We start from the raw sequence: 19,619 nt of genomic DNA, 5'->3' as shown, positions 1-19,619 counted from the left end.
CGGGCGGGCATGAGCCAGCGCGCCGCGGCGATCGTGCTCGCCTCGCGCCAGCAGGGCGAGACGGGTGCGATGGTGCGCCTGCTGACCCGCGAGCAGGGGCTGGTCGCGGCCTATGTCGCGGGCGGGCGGGGGCGGCAGATGCGCGCGGTGATGGTGCCGGGCAACCGCGTCGCGGCGGAGTTCACCACGCGGCCCGGGAGCCAGCTGCCCTTTGCGCGCCTGGAGCTGGAGCACTCGCGCGCGGCGCTCATCACCGAGCCGCTGCCGGCGTCCGCGATCCAGTGGGCCTGCGCGCTGACGGCGGCCGCGCTGCCCGAGCGCCAGCCTTACCCCGCGCTCCACGCCGCGCTCGATGCGCTGCTCGAGGCGGTCGCCATCGCCCCCTCGGCGCGGGGCTGGGTGAGCGGGCTGGTCGCCTACGAGACGCTGCTGCTGAGCGAGCTGGGCTATGGCGGGCAGGCCCCGCCGCCCGCGCCCGACTGGGCGGGGCAGATGGCGCAACTGGCAAGCCTCGGCAAGCGCCTCGCGCACTACCTGCTTGCAGGGCCGAAAAGCGATGTTATGGGCGCGCGCAAGCTGCTGACCGAGCGGCTCGAGCGCATGGGGTGACAATGAAGATCGCAGTTCTGCCCGGCGACGGGATCGGCCCCGAGGTCACCGCAGAGGCGGTCGCCGTGCTCGAGATGCTGGGCCTGCCGGGCCTGACGCTGTTCACCGGCGATGTCGGCGGCGCGGCCTGGCATCGCCATGGTCACCCGCTCCCGCAGGAGACCCTGGACATGGCCCGCGCGGCCGACGCGATCCTGTTCGGCGCGGTCGGCGATCCGGCCTGCGATGCGCTCGAGCGGCACCTGCGCCCCGAGCAGGCGATCCTCGGTTTGAGGAAGGAACTTGGCCTCTTCGCCAACCTGCGTCCGGCGCGGGTCTTCGCGGGGCTGGAGCGCCTCTCCCCCCTGCGCGCCGACATCGCGGGCGGGCTCGATATGCTGATCGTGCGCGAGCTGACCGGCGACGTCTATTTCGGTGCCAAGGGCCGCCGCACCACCGATGCGGGCGAGCGCGAGGGCTGGGACGCCATGTCCTATGCCGAGCACGAGGTGCGCCGCATCGCCCATGTCGCCTTCCGCGCGGCGCAGGCGAGCGGCCAGACACTCACCAGCGTCGACAAGGCCAACGTGCTCGAAACCAGCCAGCTGTGGCGCGACGTGGTGGTGGAGGTCGCCGCCGAATATCCGGGCGTCGCGCACGATCACATGTATGTCGACAATGCCGCAATGCAGGTGGTGAGCCACCCCGACCGTTTCGGCGTGGTGCTGACCGGCAACCTGTTCGGCGACATCCTCTCTGACCTCGCCAGCGCGGCGGTCGGCTCGATCGGGCTGCTGCCGTCCGCCTCGCTCGGCGAGCGGCAGACGGAATTCGGCACCTTTGGCCTCTATGAGCCGATCCACGGCTCCGCCCCTGATATTGCGGGGCAGGGCAAGGCCAACCCGATGGCGACCATCCTTTCCGCCGCGATGATGCTGCGCCACTCCTTCGCCCGCGAGGCCGAGGCGGCGCGGATCGAGGCGGCGGTGGCGCGCACGCTCGCCGACGGCATCCTCGGGGGCGATCTCGGCGGCAGCCACGGCACGGCGGCGATCGGCGCCGCGGTGCGCGACCGGCTCTGACGCGGCCCGGGGGCCCTGCGCGTTATGGTTTATAAAGGATTATGGTGCACATGGGGGGCATGGAACAGCCCTTCTTCCTGCGCGCCGACGCCTGCGAGGACGACCTCGCCGAAAGCTGGCCGGCACCCGCACCCATGACGCTCGATCTCGCGATCATCCTGCCCACCCTCAACGAGAGCGGCAACCTTGCCCCGCTGGTCGAGCGGATCGACCGCGCGATCGGCACGGCGGCGCGCTGGGAAGTGATCATCGTCGACGACGACAGCAAGGACGGCACGGCCGACGAGGCCCGCGCCCTCGCGCTCGCTGACCCGCGGGTGCGGGTGATCCAGCGCATCGGGCGTCGGGGCCTTGCCAGTGCCGCGATCGAGGGCTTCTGCGCCACCGCGGCGCCCTTCGTGGCGGTGATGGACGCCGACCACCAGCACGATCCCGCGCTGCTGCCGGGGATGCTCGCAGCGCTCAAGGCGGGCGAGGCCGAGATCTGCGTCGCCAGCCGCTTTGCCGAAGGGGCGAGCACCGCCGACTGGGCCGCGCCCGAGCGCGAAAAGCTTTCGACCTACGCCAACGCCATTGCGCGCAAGATCACCGGCGTCGAACTCAGCGACCCGATGAGCGGCTATTTCATGCTGTCCGCCGCCACCGCCCGCGCGCTCGCGCCGCGACTTTCGGCGATCGGCTTCAAGATCCTGCTCGATCTGCTCGCGACCGCCGACGAGCCGATGAAAGTGAAGGAATTCCCTCTGAACTTCGCCGCCCGCCGGGAAGGAGAAAGCAAGCTGGACCGCGCCATTCTGTTCGATTTCCTCGCCGGGCTCTATGACAAGACCCTCGGGCGGGTGATCCCGACCCGCTTCGCCCTGTTCGGCACCGTCGGCGCGCTGGGCGTGGTGGTGCACTTCGCGGTGCTCTCGGTGCTGCTCTTTGCGCTGGGGGAGCGGTTCTCCATCGCCCAGACCGCCGCCGTGCTGGTGGCGATGAGCTTCAACTTCTGGCTCAACAACTGGCTGACCTACCGCGACAAGCGGCTGGTGGGCTTCGTCCCGCTGCTGCGGGGCTGGCTCGGCTTCATCGCGACCTGCGCGGTCGGGGCCTTCGCCAATGTCGCGATCGCGACCTTCATGGAAGGCCAGGGCGTGTTCTGGGCGCTGTCGGCGCTAGCGGGGATCGTGGTCGGCTCGGTGTGGAACTACGCCCTGTCGAGCCGCTTCGTGTGGGGAAGGTTCTGAACTAGGCTTCGTCATTGCGAGGAGCGCTCGCAATGACGAGGCAGGTCACCACCATCCGGCCAGCCACATCCAGGTGACGAAGCTGTTCGGCCCCTTCAGCGGCAGGGCGGCGATGATCGGGAAGAAGAAGGCGAAGACCCCGGCCGAGGCGGCGGGGATGCCGCAGGCGATCCAGGTGCCGTAAGGCAGGCGCCTCAGATCGCTGCACGCCAGCGCGAGGGCAGCGAGCAGGAAGAAGCTCGGCGCGAAATAGTGATAGTAGAACTGCACCGGCTTGGGCGCGACCAGCCACAGGCCGAGGCTTGCCGCATAGCCCAGCGCCGCCGCCAGCCGCGCCGGCTCGCGCCGCCACACGCCCGCCGCAAGACACCACGCCAGCGCCGGCAGGCCGAGCCACATCGTCAGCGGATTGCCGACCAGCAGCACCCCGCGCTGCGCCCCGTCGACGACCTCGTAGAGATACCAGATCCCGCGCGTGTTCAGCACCCATTGCGGCCACTGGCTCATGTAGCGGTGCGGGGTCATGAGCTGGCTCTGCAGCTCGAAGATCTCGCGGTGCAGCCCGATCAGCCCCTTTTCCGCGAGCGGGGAGGGGTGGAGATACTCGGCCAGCCAGTAACCGGGAATGAAGGTCGCGGCATAGACGGCAAGCGGCACGATCCCGAGCCACACGAAGGCCTCGACCAGCGTGATCCCCGGCACCGGCGCGCCGCGGCGGCTGAGGAACAGGCGGCGGCGTCCGGCGGCGAGGCGGGCGAGGAAGAAGGTGATCCCCGGCATCATCGCGAGCGGTATCGCGTTCCACTTCGCCCCCAGCGCGCAGCCGAGGGCGATTCCGGTCAGCGCGAGGCGCCAGCGGCCCTGTTCGGGCTGGGCGCAGGCGGCGGCGAAGTTCCACGCGGCGCTCGCCAGCGCGGCGATCATGACCATGTCGAGCATGGCGATGCGGGCGTGGATGAAGAGGTGGAAGCCCGTCGCCAGCAGCACGCCGAAGGCGAGGGTGGCGAAGCGGTCGCGGCTGGCGTGCCACAGCGCCCGCAGCGCCGCGAAATAAGCCAGCACCCCGGCGAGCCACGGCACCACCCGCCAGCCGAGCGGATTGTCGCCGAACACCGCCATGCCGAGCGCGATCAGCTCCTTCGCCAGCAGCGGGTGCTCGCGGTTGCGATAGGCCCCGTGCCCGCCCTCGATCAGGGCGAGGATCTCGCGTGCGGCGGGGACGTAGTGGACCTCGTCGAAATACTCGATCGAGGGGATGCCGAGCCGCCAGCCGGTGAGCAGCGCGAAGAGGCCGGTCAGCGCGGCGATCCACGCCAGCGGATCGCGCGGGCGCGGGGGCGGGGTGGCGGCGGGGGAGAGGGTCGCTTGCGCCTCGGCCATGACGGGGCCGGCGCTTAAGGACGGCCAGCCCCGCGGGCAAGCGCGATTATGCGGGCACGGCCTGCTTTGCGCCGTCCTGTTCGAGCCAGAACAGCCGCGCGGCCATCGCCAAGAGGCCGATGCTGGCGGTGGCGAGGACGAAGGCGGTCCACGCGGGCACGTTCATCCCCTGCGCCCGGGCACGCGGCAGGATCAGGAAGAAGGCGACGCCGAGCGAGAACAGCAGGTCCCACCACACCTGCACGCCCCAGAGGTTGCCGGTGTGGTTGAGGATCACCGGAAACACGCCCTCGCTGGCGATGGTGACAGCGGTGAACCCGGCGAAGCCTGCCGACAGGGTGCCGGCGAGCAGCGCATTGCCGGGCGCGCCGGGGCGCAGCGCGATCATCAGGATCGCGGCGACCCCGGCGAGAAGCCCGCCACCGGCGAGCGCAAGAAAAGGCGTAAGGCTTTCGGGCATGGCGGGAAATCCTCTGTTATGTAGCAAACGCTACACGCGCTTGTAGCAAGCCCTTCCGGCCGCTACAAGCCCGCCATGGCGCCCCGCGCGAAAAAGCCCCCGATGTCGAAGGACAGCCTGCTGCCCCTGCTGCTGGGGCACGTGCTCGCGCACGGGCTCGGCCAGGCGAGCCTGCGGCCGCTCGCCAAGGCGGCGGGCACCTCGGACCGGATGCTGATCTACCACTTCGGCACCAAGGAGAAGCTGATCGCCGATCTGCTGTCCTTTGCTGCCGGGGTCTATGCCGCGGGGCTGGAGGCGGTCATCACCGCCGATGCGCGCCCCGCCACGCGCGCCGCGCTGCTTGCGCGAATCCTGGAACAGAACGCCGCGCCCGAGGCGCAGCCCTTCATGCAGCTGTGGTGGGAGATCGTCGGCGGCGCTGCGCGCGATCTGCCCGGCTTCCGCACGGCGGCGCGGGGCATGGTGAACGAGCTGCTCGTCTGGCTCGAAGGCAACATGCCCGCGGGCGATCCCGATCCCGCGGGCGGCGCCCGGCTGCTGCTGACGGTGATCGAGGGCACGCTGATGCTCTCCTCGCTCGGTCACGAAGATACCGCGCGCGAAGGCCTGCTTGCGGGCGGGCTGCTGGCGTCCTAGAGACGCGCCCCATGAAGAAGACCACCGGCATGGACCGCGCCGCCACCGCGCGCTGGCGCCCCGCAACGAGGGCGCTGCGCGGCGGCACCTGGCGCTCCGAACACGGCGAGACCAGCGAGGCGCTGTTCCTCACCTCGGGCTACACCTACGACGACGCCCAGACCGTCGCCGACCGCTTTGCGGGCGAGGCGGTGGGGATGACCTATTCGCGCCTCCAGAACCCCACGGTCGCGATGCTCGAGGAACGCATCGCCCTGATCGAGGGGGCCGAGGCCTGCCGCGCGCAGGCGAGCGGCATGGCGGCGATGACCGCGGCGCTTCTGTGCCAGCTGTCCGCCGGCGATCACGTCGTCGCTGCGCGCGCGGCCTTCGGCTCGTGTCGTTGGCTGGTCGATACGCTGCTGCCCAGGTTCGGGATCGCCACCACCGTTATCGACAGCGCCGACAATGCCGCCTGGGAGGCCGCCATACGGCCCGAGACCAAGGTGTTCTTCTTCGAGACTCCGGCCAACCCGACGCTCGACATCGTCGATCTCGCCTACGTCTGCGGGCTGGCCAAGGCGCACGGGATCACCACCGTGGTCGACAACGCCTTCGCCTCGCCGGTGCTCCAGCGCCCGATGGAATTCGGCGCCGACGTGGTTGCCTATTCCGCGACCAAGCTCATGGACGGGCAGGGCCGCGTACTCGCGGGTGCGATCTGCGCCAGTCGCCAGTGGATCGACGAGGTGCTGATGCCCTTCCAGCGCAACACCGGCCCGACGCTCTCGGCCTTCAACGCCTGGGTGGTGATGAAAGGGCTGGAGACGCTCCCCTTGCGCGCCTTCGAGCAGAGCCGCAGCGCCGTGGCGCTGGGCGAATTCCTCGAACCGCGGGTGACGAAGGCGGGCGGGCACTTGCTCCACCCGGGCCTCCCGAGCCACCCGCGCCACAACCTCGCGCTCGCACAGATGGACGCAACGGGGCCGATCTTCGCCTTCGACGTGGGCAGCCGCGCGCGCGCCTTCGCGATCCTCGACGCGCTGCAACTGATCGACATCTCGAACAATATCGGCGACGCCCGCTCGCTGATGTGCCACCCGGCCTCGACCACCCACGCCGGCCTCACCGAAGAAGCCCGCGCCGAGATGGGCGTGACCGAGGGTCTGCTGCGCATCAACGTGGGCCTCGAGGACGTCGACGACCTGTTCGAGGACATGGATCAGGCGCTCGCGGCCGCGGGCATCTAGGGAGCGCAAGCAATGGCAAACCGCGTTGAACTCGTCTTCGATTTCGTCTCGCCCAACGCCTACCTGATCTGGTGGCCGCTGCGCGAGCTCGTCAGCCGCTACGAGGCGGAGCTCGACGTCGTGCCGGTGTTCCTCGGCGGGATGCACAAGCTCACCGGCAATGCCCCGCCGATGATCCGCGACAGGGACGTGAAGGGCAAGAACGAATACGCGATGCTGGAGATGGAGCGGTTCATCGCGAAGCACGGCCTCACCCGCTACCGGATGCACCCGCAGTTCCCGTTCAATTCGATCCTGCTCCAGCGCATGCTCTACGCCGCCGATCAGGACGGGCGCGGCGTGCAGTTCGCCGAGAGCCTGCTGCGCCCGATCTGGGAGGAGGGGCTGGACATTTCCTCGCCCGAGGCGGTGGGTGCGGCGGTCAGCGCGGCGGGGTTCGATGCCGCCGATCTCTTTGCCCGCGCCCAGACGGACGAAGTGAAGCAGGGACTTGCCGCCAACACCGACGCGGTGGTTGCACGCGGCGCCTTCGGCATCCCGACCATGTTCGTCGGCCCCAGGGGGCAGGGCGAGATGTTCTTCGGCAAGGAACGCCTCGGGCAGATCGAGGAGCTGCTCAGCCGCGGATGATCTGCCGACCCGGCGCAAGCCCCTTGCCTTTGGCAGCCGAAATCATAGGCTTGGCGAATCAGGGGCTGACACAGGGGGCAGGGGCGCGTGCGGGGCAATAGCGGATTTTTTGTGCGGGCGATGCTCGCCGCAGGGCTCGTGTCGGCCGCCGTCACGGCAGGCGCCCAGGAGGCCGCGCCGGCGCCCGCCGCCGCGCCAGCCGAGCGCGAGGCCCCGCCGCCGTTCATCCCCGCCAGCAAGTTCGCGGGCCGCCCGTCCTTCTGGGACACCCGGCTCTCGCCCGGCGGCAGCCTGTTCTCCTTCGTGCGCCAGGGGGCGGATGCGGTGCAGCTGATCGTCACCGACATCGCTTCGGGCCAGGTCGTGCGCGCTTGGGCCACCGACCCTGCCGACGAGCTCGAGTGGTACCGCTGGGTTACCGACGACAAGCTGCTGCTCTCGGTCTCCACCCCCGGCTCCTTCTTCGGCGAGGAGGTGCGCTTCACCCGCATGATCCTGGTCGAGATCGGCACCGGCGAGCTGACACGCCTGTTCAGCCGTTTCGAGGAGGTGGTCGAGGGCGACAATGTCATCCACATCGCCGAGGACGGGTCCTACATCCTCGTCTCGATCCAGAAGTCGATTTACGACTACCCCTCGGTGATGCGCCATGACCTTGCCCCTCGCGGCAAGATCACCACCGTCCAGTCCCCGCGCGAGGGGGTGTGGAACTGGGTCGCCGACGACAAGGGCGTGGTGCGGATGGGCACCGGCTGGAACAGGGGCAAGCTCAACGTCTACTACCGCCCCGACGGTGCCAGCGAGCTGGCGCTGATCGCGCGGATGAAGGAGGACGACAAGGAGGGCTACTGGGACGCGCTCCAGGTGATCGGCGGCTCGGACGAGGGTTATGTCCTGTCCGCCGGCGAGAACGGACGCGTGGGCCTCAGGCGCTTCAACTTCGCCCGGCGCGAGGCGGTCGAGACGATCTACGAGCATCCCGAATGGGACATTGACAGCGTGACCCTGAAGCAGGGCAAGCCCTTCGCCGCCTTCTACACCGCCGATCGCGACGAGGTGCACTGGTTCGATCCCGCCATCGCCAAGGAACACCGCGCGCTGCAGAAGGCGCTCGGCGATACCGAGGTGTGGGTGGTCAGCCGTGCGGAGAACAATGCGAAGATGCTGGTCTATGCCGGCAACGAGAGCGATCCCGGGGTGCTCTACCTGTTCGATCCCGTGGCCAAGAGCCTCAAGGAGATCTCTCAATATCGCCCCGAGGTCGATTTCCAGGCTCTCGCGCGGCCGAAGCCGATCCAGTACACCGCCCGCGACGGGACGGTGATCCGCGGCTACCTGACCCTCCCGCGCGGGCGCGCGGCCAAGGGGCTGCCGCTGATCCTCATGCCTCACGGCGGGCCTTACGGCATCCGCGACAAGCTCGAATACAACGATGAGGTGCAGCTCCTCGCCAATCGCGGCTATGCCGTGCTCCAGCCCAATTTCCGCGGCTCGGGCGGCTATGGCGGGGACTTCTTCGAGAAGGGCGAGGGCCAGATCGGGCGCGCGATGCAGGACGACATCGACGACGCGATGGACTGGGCCGTGAAGGAAGGCATCGCCGATCCGGCGCGGGTCTGCGTGGTGGGCGGATCATACGGCGGCTATGCGGCGCTATGGGCGGTGCTGCGCAATCCCGAACGCTACCGCTGCGCGGCGAGCTGGGCCGGGGTGACCGACTGGGCGAAGCTGCTGCGCTACGACCGGCGCTATCTCACCAAGCGGGTCAACAAGTGGTGGTCGGCGCGGGTGCGCGGCGAGGACGGGACCGCGAATCTCGACGCGGTTTCGGCCTATCGGACCGCCGGCCAGCTTTCGCGCCCGGTGCTGCTCGCGCATGGCACCAAGGACCAGCGCGTGCCGCTGAGCCAGTACAACATCTTCGAGAAAGCCGCCCGCACCGCCCCGGTCCCGCCGCAGACGCTGGTGATCAAGGGCGAGGGCCACTCCTTCTCCAAGCCCGAGAATGCGCAGGCCTGGTTCGAGGCGCTCGAGGGCTTTCTGGCAAAGCACAACCCGGCGGACGGGGCGCCTGCCGCACAGGTGGCCGCGGCGGGCGAGTGAGCGGGGTCTTGGCTGGCGAGGGAATGAACAGCAAAAATCGTGACCGGCTGAATAGCGGTTTGGCGCTGCGAACGGCACAGGCGGTCCACGATCCACACCGCAACACCTCCCGCGCTCACCCCGCCGTCACCGCCTCCAGCGGCACATCCATCACCGGATAGCGCCGCCAATCCTTCCAGTCGTAGTGCCACCATTCGTTGGGCAGGGGCACGAAGCCCTCGGCGACCATCCAGTCCTCCAGCATCCGGCTGAGGCGCAGGGCCTCCGGCGGGGCGGCGGTGTTGGAGCGGTAGGCGGCGGGGGTGAAGTCGTCGTAGGGGCTGGGCATGGTGACCTCCACACCCCCGCGGTGGAGGGACAGGTCGATCGAGCAGCCGCGGTTGTGGCGCGATCCGGTTCTCGGGTCGGCGACGAACTCGCGCTTGTCGGGCGGGGTCTGGTCCCACATCGCTCTCGTGATGCGCCAGGGACGGTAGGCGTCGAAGACGAGGAGGCCGTAGCCCGCCGCCTCGGCCCGGGTCTGGACGCGGGAGAGCGCCTCGGCGACGGGTCGCTGCGCCACCGCGCTGGGAATCGGGTAGAGCACCCGGCCCATGAAGTTGGCCGGCGTCGCATAGCGGATGTCGAACCTGAGGCGCGAATCGAAGCGCGCAAGGTCGACAAGATCGGGCGTGGCCGTCGCCTGCGGGTCAACCGGCGGGGCGAGGGCAGGGGCGGAAGGGCCGGTCAGCACCCGCGGGGTGCAGGCCCCGAGCCAGCCGGCGACCAGGCCCGTGCCGGCCGCCCGCAGTGCCCCGCGCCGCGAGAGCTGCCCGGTCGTCTCCATCCTCATCGCCATGCCTCTCCTCCTGCCCGGACAACGCATAGGCCGAACGCCCCGGCGCGCCCATCGCAAATCGGCGGACCTGCCGGGATACACCCGTGGTTAAGCGCGTTGGGGGTCTTGTGAGCGCATAAAGAATCGCTAGTTTCGGAGGCGACATGAAAGAATTCTTCCAGCATGCCGCCACCACCGACGGGGTCACCGTCAGGGTCGCCGTCAACTACCTGCCGGAGCAGTCGCATCCGGAGGCGGGCAAGTGGTTCTGGGTCTATCACATCCGCATCGAGAACGGCTCGCATGAGGCGCTGCGCCTGCGCACCCGGCACTGGCGGATCACCGACGGGCGCGGCATGGTGAACCATGTCGACGGGGAGGGCGTGGTCGGCGAACAGCCGCTGCTCACCCCGGGGCAGAGCCACGACTATGTCTCGGGCTGCCCGCTGACGACGCCGTTCGGATCGATGGAGGGCTTCTACACCTTCGAGCGGGCCGACGGCTCGCCCGCAGAGGTGCGCATCCCCTTCTTCCCGCTCGCCGCGCCCGAGACGGCCGAGGGGCGCTCGCCCCGCTGACCCTTGCGGTGAGCCGCGCCGCGCCCTAATCGGCGATGCGTGAAGCGCACGCACCTCCCTCTCAACGCCCTGCGCGTGTTCGACGCCGCCGCGCGGCACCTCTCCTTCACCCGGGCCGCGGACGAGCTCGCCGTTACCCCCGCCGCCGTAGGCCAGCAGATCCGCGCGCTCGAGGACGTGCTCGGCGTCGTCCTGTTCCGCCGTACTTCGAAGGGCCTCGAACTCACGCCGGAAGGCGAGGCCGGACTCGATCCCCTGCGCGAGGGCTTCCTCAGGTTCGAGGAGAGCGTCGCCGCGATGCAGGCCGGACAGGCCTCCGACCGCTACACCATCGCCGTCCCGCGCGAGTTCTATGCCGAGTGGCTCGCCCCCCGCCTCGCCGTGTTCCAGGCCGGGACCCCCGGCGTGCAATACATCCTCGCCCCCGACGAGCACGCCGATTTCACCGAGGCGAACCTCGATCTCGCGATCCGGCTTGTCGACGGGCCGGGCGAGCTGCAGGGCGTCCAGCTGGCCCCGGCGATGCGCGTGCAGGTTGCTGCGCCCGAGCACCGCGATGCGTGGATCGACTGGCCGGGCGTGGCATTGCCGGAGGGGCTCAACCCCTGCATCCGCGCCGGCTCTCCCGGCCAGGCGCTCGCCTCGGCGCTGGCGGGGATGGGGCGCACCATTCTCCCGCTGGCGCTGGCCGAAGGCGCGATCGCGCGCGGGCAACTCACCGCGCTCGAGCCCCCCGAGCCGGCCACCCGCGCCTATTGGCTGCTCGCCCCCCCGCCGCAGTGGCGAAGCAAGAAGGTGCGCGCGCTGGTGGCATTCCTCGGCGCCTAGGCAGCGCCGCGCGGGCGGACCTTCACAGGCTGATCAACCGAAGTTTCAGCGCCTTGACCACCGCTCCGATCCGGTCGTGGCACTCGAGCTTGGCATAGATGCGCCGCTTGTATGTCGCGACCGTCTCCGGAGAGATCGACAGGATCGTGGCGATGTCCGTGTTGCTCTTGCCTTTGGCAATCCACGTCAGGACCTCGCGCTCGCGCTGCGAAAGGATCGCCGACTCCGGTTGTCCGGCCGAGAGTTCGACGATCTTCACGTGCCCCGCATGCAGCAGCATATGCTCGGCCCGGATGACTTCCGGCCTCACATCGACATCGTTCCCGGGAAAGCCGATCGCGACGAAGGCGTTCTGGCTTTTCGGCCCCCAAAGCGGGAAGCCCAGCCCATTGAGCAGCCCGTGCTGCTCGGCTCGCTTAAACCAGTCCCTTTCGCCGTCAGTCAGCGTTAACTGACAGAGAGCCTCGCGCCATGTCATCACCCGGCCAGCCTGCATGACAATTTCTGGAACAGGATCGAAGGCCTTGCCGCCTCCGGCCAAGTAGAACTCCGTCCATTCTTTCGGGAAACCCATGGCAAACACGTTCGAATGTGCAGATGCCACACCTTCGAACATTGTTTCGGAGTGATAACTGAGCTTGTCCCCGCCGATCAGCAGACAGGACGCATATAAGGCATGTATTACTTCCGAAACTTGAGCCGCATTCGATATATTCCGGAAGATGTCTGAATCGTGGATGACGTTCGGCATAAATTCCCTGCCTCGGCCTCCAAGGCAATTTAGTCGGCCATTACTAACAAATTAAATTGCTAGCAGAATTCGAGGTGGGATTGATTATTTTAGGTTACGTAACCCGACTGGGGGACAGGAAAATTCCGCAGTGGAACTGTAACTGCGCTGTCATGACCGGCGACACCAAGAACATACGGAAGCGGCTCGAATTGCTCGAGAATGCCATCGCGTCTCTGACGGCTGGCGAGGGCTCGCCTGACAACGTCGACGACCAGCGCTGCGGGTTTCGCGACATCGGTCAGCCGCTGGCTGAGCAGGATCAAGCCAGCCAAGCGGGTATCGGCCGGGTTGCACCGGTCGTGCCTTCGCCGCAGTACGGTGAGGGCGATATTCTCCATGTGCTCGAAGCGGTGATCGCGTCGCGTCGGCAGCGCTTGAAATTCTTCGAGCCCGATCTCTTCTTCGATCCGTCGTGGACGATGCTGCTCGATCTGTTCAGGGCGGCGCTGCGCCGGCAGCGGATTTCCGTGTCTTCGGTGTGTTACGGCAGCGGCGTTCCGGAGACGACTGCGCTGCGCTACATCAAGGTGATGGAGGAGCGTGGCTATCTCACACGCGATCCGGATCCGACCGACAAGCGGCGGGTTTTCCTGTGCCTGACCCCGCTGGCGTCCGAACGGTTGACGGGGTATTTCATGCAGGTCGCTTCCGACCTCGCCTTTACCGGCCAGCGAGCAGGTCGGATGGCATCGGGCAGGGCGATGCGCCAGTAGTTGTGACGCCGTCCCTTGACCCTTGCCCCAAACCCGCCTAAGGGCGCCCATCTTTCCGGGGCAACCCCTCGGAGCGAGCTGAACATTGGCGGTGGGTCCTTCAAAGAGGGGCAGCCGTCAAAGTAACCCGGTGGCCGAAGGGCCTGATCATGTGGGTGGAGCGTTTCGGCCTCGTCGTCATTCCCGCAAATGCGGGGATCTCATGCCTCGGGCGCATCGCTCGAGGTTCCGGGACCCGGTTTTCGCCGAGGTGACGAAACGAGCGGGCAACTCTCTTCCTCCATCGTCGGTTTCCCGTGTCACCCCCATCCGGTGAAGTGAGAATCTAATGCCGACGATCAACCAGCTGGTCCGCAAGGGCCGCGTTCCGCAGAAGGCCAAGTCCAAGGTCCCTGCGATGGAGCAGAACCCGCAGAAGCGCGGCGTCTGCACCCGCGTCTACACGACGACCCCGAAGAAGCCGAACTCGGCGCTGCGCAAGGTGGCCAAGGTCCGCCTGACCAACCAGCGCGAGGTCATCTCCTACATCCCGGGCGAAGGCCACAACCTGCAGGAGCACTCGGTGGTGCTCATCCGCGGCGGCCGTGTGCGCGACCTTCCGGGCGTGCGTTACCACGTCCTTCGCGGCGTGCTCGACACGCAGGGCGTGAAGGACCGCAAGCAGTCGCGCTCGAAGTACGGCGCCAAGCGTCCGAAGTAAGGGTTTAGGTCCGGCTCCGGACCGCTCCCCCTCCCGAGCGCCCTACGGGGTAGCATCTGGGTGGTCGGGAGGGGGAGTGGGCCGGAGCCGCAAGCCCGGGCGGAGGCCCGGGCGCATTCCGAAGGAATTCAAAAGATGTCACGTCGTCGTCGTCCCGAAAAGCGGGTCATCCTGCCCGATCCCCAGTACGGGGATCAGATCCTGTCGAAGTTCATGAACAACCTCATGCTCGACGGTAAGAAGGCCGTTGCCGAGAAGATCGTCTATGGCGCGCTCGCCACGGTCGAAGCCAAGGCGAAGGCCGATCCCATCCAGCTGTTCCACGATGCGCTGAACAACGTGAAGCCGCAGGTCGAGGTGCGCAGCCGCCGTGTCGGTGGTGCGACCTACCAGGTGCCGGTCGAGGTTCGTCCCGAGCGTGCCCAGGCTCTCGCGATCCGCTGGCTGATCACGGCTGCGCGCGGGCGTCCGGAAACCACGATGGCCGCGCGGCTGTCGGGCGAGCTGCTCGATGCGGCCAACAACCGCGGCAACGCCGTGAAGAAGCGCGAGGACACGCACCGCATGGCGGACGCGAACCGCGCCTTCTCGCACTACCGCTGGTAATCTCGCGGATTGTGGGCAGCCGGGAGGCAGGGTCTTCCGGCTGTCACAATTCTCCCTATATGGGGCCCTGACCGCGACCCGGCGGCCCCCTCACGATCAAGGAACCTGATATGGCCCGCGAGTATCCGCTGGAGCGCTATCGCAATATCGGCATCATGGCGCACATCGATGCCGGCAAGACCACCACGACCGAGCGCATTCTCTACTACACCGGCAAGTCCTACAAGATCGGCGAAGTGCACGATGGTGCCGCGACGATGGACTGGATGGAGCAGGAGCAGGAGCGCGGGATCACGATCACCTCGGCCGCGACCACGACCTTCTGGACCGCCGAGGACAGCTCCATGGATCCGATGAGCGATCCCGAGGCGCTGCGCGCGAACCAGCCGAAGCACCGCATCAACATCATCGACACCCCCGGCCACGTCGACTTCACCATCGAAGTCGAACGTTCGCTGCGCGTGCTCGACGGTGCCGTGGCCGTGTTCGACGGCGTGGCCGGCGTGGAGCCGCAGTCGGAAACCGTGTGGCGCCAGGCCGACAAGTACGGCGTGCCGCGGATGTGCTTCATCAACAAGCTCGACCGCACCGGCGCCGACTTCTACTATTGCGTCCAGTCGATCATCGACCGCCTCGGCGCCAAGCCGCTCGTGCTCTATCTCCCGATCGGGGCCGAGAGCCAGCTGCAGGGCGTGGTCGACCTCGTCAACAACCGCGGCATCGTCTGGAAGGACGAAAGCCTCGGCGCGAAGTACGAGTTCATCGAGATCCCCGCTGACCTCGCCGACAAGGCTACCGAGTACCGCGAGCGTCTGATCGAGCTCGTCGTCGAGCAGGACGACGAGATCATGGAAGCCTACCTCGAAGGCAACGAGCCGGACGTCCCGACGATCAAGAAGCTGATCCGTCAGGGCACCATCGCGCGCGCCTTCGTGCCGGTGACCTGCGGCTCGGCGTTCAAGAACAAGGGCGTCCAGCCCCTTCTCGACGCGGTGGTCGACTATATGCCGTCGCCGCTCGACATTCCGCCGATCAAGGGCGTGCTGCCCGACAGCGAGCAGGAAGACGAGCGTCCCTCGAGCGACGATGCGCCGTTTGCTGCGCTCGCGTTCAAGATCATGAACGATCCCTTCGTCGGCTCGCTGACCTTCACCCGCATCTATTCGGGCAAGCTCACCAAGGGCCAGGTCCTGAACTCGGTGAAGGACAAGAAGGAAAAGATCGGCCGCATGCTGCTGATGCACTCGAACAACCGCGAGGACATCGATGAGGCGTTCGCGGGCGACATCGTGGCGCTGGCCGGCATGAAGGACACGACCACCGGGGACACCCTGTGCGACTCGTCCAAGCCGATCATCCTCGAGCGCATGGAATTCCCCGAGCCGGTCATCGAGCTTTCGGTGGAACCCAAGACCAAGGCTGACCAGGAAAAGATGGGCATCGCCCTCAACCGCCTGGCGCAGGAAGACCCCTCGTTCCGCGTGTCGACCGACCACGAAAGCGGTCAGACGATCATCAAGGGCATGGGCGAACTCCACCTCGACATCATCGTCGACCGCATGCGTCGCGAGTTCAAGGTCGAAGCCAATGTCGGCGCGCCGCAGGTGGCCTACCGCGAATACCTCGCCCGCGAGGTCGAAGTCGATTACACCCACAAGAAGCAGTCGGGCGGCTCGGGCCAGTTCGGCCGCGTGAAGGTCACGGTCACCCCGGGTGAGCGCGGCCAGGGCGTGATCTTCGAGGACCAGATCAAGGGCGGGAACATTCCGCGCGAATACATCCCGGCGATCGAAAAGGGCTTCCGCGAGCAGGCCGAAAGCGGCCACCTCGTGGGCTTCCCGATCATCGACTTCTCGATCAGGCTGACCGATGGTGCCTACCACGACGTCGACTCGAGCGCGATCGCGTTCGAAATCGCCGCCCGCGGTGCCATGCGCGAAGTCGCCCAGAAGGCCGGCATCAAGCTGCTCGAGCCGATCATGAAGGTTGAAGTGGTGACCCCCGATGATTACCTCGGTGATGTCATCGGCGACCTGAACTCGCGGCGCGGCCAGATCCAGGGCACCGACACCCGGGGCAATGCCCAGGCGGTCGAGGCCTTCGTGCCGCTCGCCAACATGTTCGGCTACGTTAACGAGCTGCGTTCGTTCACCCAGGGGCGTGCGCAGTACACCATGCAGTTCTCGCACTATGACGAGGTTCCGGCCAACGTCGCAGCCGAGGTCAAGGAGAAACTTGCCTAAGCTGCTTCGGCAGTCTAGGGGCGGCGCCTGATTCTGCGGGCGCTGCCGTTCTCCCGCGAACACATCATTTCATTCAAGAAGGTACACCAGAGAAATGGCCAAGGAAAAATTCCAGCGGAACAAGCCGCACTGCAACATCGGCACCATCGGTCACGTCGACCATGGCAAGACCACGCTGACCGCGGCGATCACCAAGGTGATGGCTGAAACCTACGGCGGCAGCGCCGTCGACTTCGCCAACATCGACAAGGCTCCGGAAGAGCGCGAGCGCGGCATCACCATCTCGACCGCGCACGTCGAGTACGAATCGGCTGCCCGTCACTACGCGCACGTCGACTGCCCGGGTCACGCCGACTACGTGAAGAACATGATCACCGGTGCCGCCCAGATGGACGGCGCGATCCTGGTCGTGAACGCCGCCGACGGCCCGATGCCCCAGACCCGTGAGCACATCCTGCTCGCCCGTCAGGTCGGCGTGCCGGCGCTGGTCGTGTACATGAACAAGGTCGACCAGGTCGACGACGAGGAAATCCTCGAGCTCGTCGAACTCGAAGTGCGCGAGCTGCTCTCGTCGTACGACTTCGACGGCGACAACATTCCGATCGTCAAGGGTTCGGCTCTGGCCGCTCTCGAAGGCCGTGACGACAACATCGGCAAGGACTCGGTCATCGCGCTCATCGAAGCCGTCGACCAGTACATCCCGCAGCCCGATCGTCCGATCGACAAGAGCTTCCTCATGCCGATCGAAGACGTGTTCTCGATCTCGGGCCGCGGCACCGTGGTGACCGGCCGTATCGAAACCGGCGTCGTGAACGTGGGTGACGAAGTCGAGATCGTCGGCATCAAGGACACCCGCAAGACCACCGTCACCGGCGTGGAAATGTTCCGCAAGCTGCTCGATCGCGGTGAAGCCGGCGACAACGTCGGTGCCCTGATCCGCGGCGTCGCCCGTGAAGAAGTCGAGCGCGGCCAGGTTCTCGCCAAGCCGGGCACCGTGACCCCGCACACCGAGTTCTCGGCCGAGGTCTACGTGCTGTCGAAGGACGAAGGTGGCCGTCACACGCCGTTCTTCGCCAACTACCGTCCGCAGTTCTACTTCCGCACCACCGACGTGACCGGCGAAGTGATCCTTCCCGAAGGCACCGAAATGGTGATGCCGGGCGACAACGTGACCATCGGCGTCAAGCTGATCGCTCCGATCGCCATGGACGAAGGTCTGCGCTTCGCGATCCGCGAAGGTGGCCGCACCGTGGGTTCGGGCGTCGTCGCCAAGATCACCAAGTAAGGTGCTGCTCCGTTAAGGGGCGAAACTGAACACGAAGAGGCCCGGCGCTCCCAGGAGCTGCCGGGCCTTTTTGTGTGAGGGCAGGGCGCCTTCGCGGCCCGGAATTACGGTCGTTTCACGGTCATGTAATTTCCTGTCCGTTGGCCCTTGCCAGAAGGGGGCGCTCCCCGTATAGGCGCGCATCCGCAGACGAGATTCGTCCCGTCTGTCACGAGTTTTGAGGAAGGCCGCCCGCTCACGGGAAACCGGATGCACGCGGGGCGGTCTTTGTTTTTGGGAAATGCCGGGCAACCGGCGGCTCCTTGGCTCTTTCGCATCGGTAGTAGGACATGGAAGCTCAGAATATCCGTATTCGCCTCAAGGCGTTCGACCACCGCGTTCTCGACCAGGCCACTGGCGAGATCGCAGATACGGCCCGCCGCACCGGCGCTCTTATTCGTGGCCCCATTCCGCTGCCGACGCGTATCGAGAAGTTCACCGTGAACCGCGGCCCGCACGTCGACAAGAAGTCGCGCGAGCAGTTCGAGGTGCGCACCTACAAGCGGCTGCTCGACATCGTGCAGCCCAACGCCCAGACGGTCGACGCGCTGATGAAGCTCGATCTGGCTGCCGGCGTGAACGTCGAGATCAAGCTGGCCTGAGGCCAGCCGAAATGCCCCTCGCTCAGGTGAGGGGCCTCTATCGTTGGAGCCCTGATGGCTCCGCCTGACGATAGGGTGGATACCGCCGGAGAACCTCTCCGGGCTGCGTCCCCCGTCTCGCTCCCGAGGCCACCCGGCCAGCAGGAGCACTCAGCCCGGACGGGGCGATGCATCAAAATTCGGGCTGAACGGGGCCGCGATGCCATTTCGGTGTCGCGGTCTCACACGCACCTTGCGGATGGTCTGCAAGGTGCCTCTGTCGAGGAGTGAACTGACGATGCGCACCGGCGTTATCGCAAAGAAAGTCGGGATGACCCGCCTCTTCCAGGAGGACGGCCGGCACGTGCCCGTGACCGTTCTCGCGCTGGAAGATTGCCAGGTGGTCTCGCACCGCACCGCCGACCGCGATGGCTATTTCGCGGTCCAGCTCGGCGCGGGCGAAGCCAAGCACAAGAACGTTGCCAAGCCGCAGCGTGAACAATTCGCCAAGGCCGACGTCGGCCTGAAGAAGCAGGTTGCGGAATTCCGCGTGGACAGCGCCGATGCGCTGGTCCCGGTCGGCGCCACGATCAGCGCCGAGCATTTCATTGCCGGCCAGATGGTCGACATTACCGGCCACACGCAGGGCAAGGGCTTTGCGGGCGCCATGAAACGCTGGGGTTTCGGCGGTATGCGCGCCACCCACGGTGTCTCGATCTCGCACCGTGCCCACGGTTCGACCGGTAACCGCCAGGATCCGGGCCGCGTGTTCAAGGGCAAGAAGATGGCCGGCCACATGGGCGACCGTCAGCGCACCCAGCAGAACCTCGAAATCGTCCGCACCGACGCCGAGCGCGGCCTTCTCTTCGTCAAGGGCTCGGTACCGGGCGCGAAGAACGGCTGGCTGCTCGTCCGCGACGCCGTAAAGCTGCCGGCCCCGGAAGGCCTGCCTTTCCCGGGCGCGATCCTCGAGAAGAAGGCCCCCGTGGCTGACGAGACCCCCTCGGTGGTCGAAGCCGCGGCCGAAGAAGCCATCGTGACCGAAGCCGTCGAAACCGACGCGCCGGCCACCGAAGAAAACAAGGAAGGCTGAGCC

At 67.2% G+C, this 19,619-nt stretch carries 20 protein-coding genes; 16 read left to right on the top strand and 4 right to left on the bottom strand.

All coding sequences use genetic code 11. From position 1 onward, the window contains the following. The first annotated feature begins 9 nt into the window (after positions 1-9). From recO to CBR61_RS12555, 3 genes are all read left to right on the top strand, one after another. On the top strand, positions 10-609 hold the full coding sequence (recO, locus tag CBR61_RS12565) for a DNA repair protein RecO (protein WP_088914665.1): 600 nt from the start codon (positions 10-12) through the stop codon (positions 607-609). Positions 610-611: 2 nt separating this feature from the next. Beyond that, complete coding sequence (gene leuB / locus CBR61_RS12560; RefSeq protein WP_088914664.1) at positions 612-1,670, top strand: 3-isopropylmalate dehydrogenase; 1,059 nt, start codon at positions 612-614, stop codon at positions 1,668-1,670. A gap of 134 nt (positions 1,671-1,804) precedes the next feature. Next, positions 1,805-2,899 carry a glycosyltransferase gene (locus tag CBR61_RS12555; RefSeq protein WP_233996959.1) on the top strand — a complete coding sequence of 365 codons (1,095 nt, stop codon included), beginning with the start codon at positions 1,805-1,807 and terminating at the stop codon, positions 2,897-2,899. A gap of 45 nt (positions 2,900-2,944) precedes the next feature. Here CBR61_RS12555 and CBR61_RS12550 read toward each other — a convergent pair whose 3' ends face one another. Together CBR61_RS12550 and CBR61_RS12545 are read right to left on the bottom strand one after the other, a co-directional pair. Further along, entirely contained in the window at positions 2,945-4,279 is a 1,335-nt protein-coding gene (locus CBR61_RS12550; RefSeq protein ID WP_088914662.1) for a phospholipid carrier-dependent glycosyltransferase, read from the bottom strand. Positions 4,280-4,325: 46 nt separating this feature from the next. Continuing rightward, on the bottom strand, positions 4,326-4,739 hold the full coding sequence (locus tag CBR61_RS12545; RefSeq protein WP_088914661.1) for a hypothetical protein: 414 nt from the start codon (positions 4,737-4,739) through the stop codon (positions 4,326-4,328). Positions 4,740-4,841: 102 nt separating this feature from the next. Here CBR61_RS12545 and CBR61_RS12540 point away from each other — a divergent pair, with 102 nt between their 5' ends. The 4 genes from CBR61_RS12540 (at position 4,842) to CBR61_RS12525 (ending at position 9,340) form a co-directional block, all read left to right on the top strand. After that, complete coding sequence (locus CBR61_RS12540) at positions 4,842-5,378, top strand: TetR/AcrR family transcriptional regulator (protein ID WP_088915615.1); 537 nt, start codon at positions 4,842-4,844, stop codon at positions 5,376-5,378. An 11-nt stretch (positions 5,379-5,389) separates the two neighbouring features. After that, positions 5,390-6,607 (top strand): trans-sulfuration enzyme family protein, encoded by a 1,218-nt coding sequence (locus CBR61_RS12535; RefSeq protein WP_088914660.1) that lies wholly within the window; start codon positions 5,390-5,392, stop codon positions 6,605-6,607. 12 nt (positions 6,608-6,619) lie between these two features. Continuing rightward, positions 6,620-7,237, top strand: coding sequence for a 2-hydroxychromene-2-carboxylate isomerase (locus CBR61_RS12530; RefSeq protein ID WP_088914659.1), 618 nt, complete (start codon positions 6,620-6,622; stop codon positions 7,235-7,237). Positions 7,238-7,357: 120 nt separating this feature from the next. Further along, positions 7,358-9,340 carry an alpha/beta hydrolase family protein gene (locus CBR61_RS12525; RefSeq protein WP_088914658.1) on the top strand — a complete coding sequence of 661 codons (1,983 nt, stop codon included), beginning with the start codon at positions 7,358-7,360 and terminating at the stop codon, positions 9,338-9,340. 115 nt (positions 9,341-9,455) lie between these two features. Here CBR61_RS12525 and CBR61_RS12520 read toward each other — a convergent pair whose 3' ends face one another. Next, a complete protein-coding gene (locus tag CBR61_RS12520) occupies positions 9,456-10,178 on the bottom strand; it encodes a M15 family metallopeptidase (protein ID WP_157696579.1) in 723 nt (240 codons plus the stop codon). A 143-nt stretch (positions 10,179-10,321) separates the two neighbouring features. Between CBR61_RS12520 and apaG the strand changes: the two genes are divergently transcribed. Both apaG and CBR61_RS12510 read left to right on the top strand, forming a co-directional pair. Further along, complete coding sequence (gene apaG, locus CBR61_RS12515; protein ID WP_088914656.1) at positions 10,322-10,735, top strand: Co2+/Mg2+ efflux protein ApaG; 414 nt, start codon at positions 10,322-10,324, stop codon at positions 10,733-10,735. Between the two features lie 39 nt (positions 10,736-10,774). After that, positions 10,775-11,563 (top strand): LysR family transcriptional regulator, encoded by a 789-nt coding sequence (locus CBR61_RS12510; protein WP_088914655.1) that lies wholly within the window; start codon positions 10,775-10,777, stop codon positions 11,561-11,563. Positions 11,564-11,585: 22 nt separating this feature from the next. Here the strand turns inward: CBR61_RS12510 and CBR61_RS12505 are convergent, their stop codons facing one another. After that, positions 11,586-12,314, bottom strand: a complete 729-nt coding sequence (locus CBR61_RS12505) for a helix-turn-helix transcriptional regulator (RefSeq protein WP_088914654.1) — start codon at positions 12,312-12,314, stop codon at positions 11,586-11,588. 152 nt (positions 12,315-12,466) lie between these two features. On the opposite strand from CBR61_RS12505, the gene CBR61_RS12500 reads away from it, so the two are divergent. The 7 genes from CBR61_RS12500 (at position 12,467) to rplC (ending at position 19,616) form a co-directional block, all read left to right on the top strand. Continuing rightward, on the top strand, positions 12,467-13,069 hold the full coding sequence (locus CBR61_RS12500; RefSeq protein ID WP_088914653.1) for a helix-turn-helix domain-containing protein: 603 nt from the start codon (positions 12,467-12,469) through the stop codon (positions 13,067-13,069). Between the two features lie 328 nt (positions 13,070-13,397). Then, a complete protein-coding gene (gene rpsL / locus CBR61_RS12495) occupies positions 13,398-13,769 on the top strand; it encodes a 30S ribosomal protein S12 (RefSeq protein WP_006831873.1) in 372 nt (123 codons plus the stop codon). Positions 13,770-13,904: 135 nt separating this feature from the next. Then, positions 13,905-14,375, top strand: a complete 471-nt coding sequence (gene rpsG, locus CBR61_RS12490) for a 30S ribosomal protein S7 (protein WP_069310558.1) — start codon at positions 13,905-13,907, stop codon at positions 14,373-14,375. Between the two features lie 110 nt (positions 14,376-14,485). Continuing rightward, complete coding sequence (fusA, locus tag CBR61_RS12485) at positions 14,486-16,618, top strand: elongation factor G (RefSeq protein ID WP_088914652.1); 2,133 nt, start codon at positions 14,486-14,488, stop codon at positions 16,616-16,618. 94 nt (positions 16,619-16,712) lie between these two features. Further along, positions 16,713-17,903, top strand: a complete 1,191-nt coding sequence (gene tuf, locus CBR61_RS12480) for an elongation factor Tu (protein WP_088914651.1) — start codon at positions 16,713-16,715, stop codon at positions 17,901-17,903. A gap of 329 nt (positions 17,904-18,232) precedes the next feature. Further along, positions 18,233-18,544, top strand: a complete 312-nt coding sequence (gene rpsJ, locus CBR61_RS12475) for a 30S ribosomal protein S10 (protein ID WP_017665146.1) — start codon at positions 18,233-18,235, stop codon at positions 18,542-18,544. Positions 18,545-18,821: 277 nt separating this feature from the next. Next, a complete protein-coding gene (gene rplC / locus CBR61_RS12470; RefSeq protein WP_086739460.1) occupies positions 18,822-19,616 on the top strand; it encodes a 50S ribosomal protein L3 in 795 nt (264 codons plus the stop codon). Positions 19,617-19,619: the final 3 nt, after the last annotated feature.

Origin of the sequence: Porphyrobacter sp. CACIAM 03H1 (assembly GCF_002215495.1) — a bacterium.
Taxonomy (GTDB): Bacteria; Pseudomonadota; Alphaproteobacteria; order Sphingomonadales; family Sphingomonadaceae; genus Erythrobacter.
The sequence above is the reverse complement of the archived record's forward strand: the minus strand, read 5'-3'. Positions and strand labels throughout refer to the sequence as shown.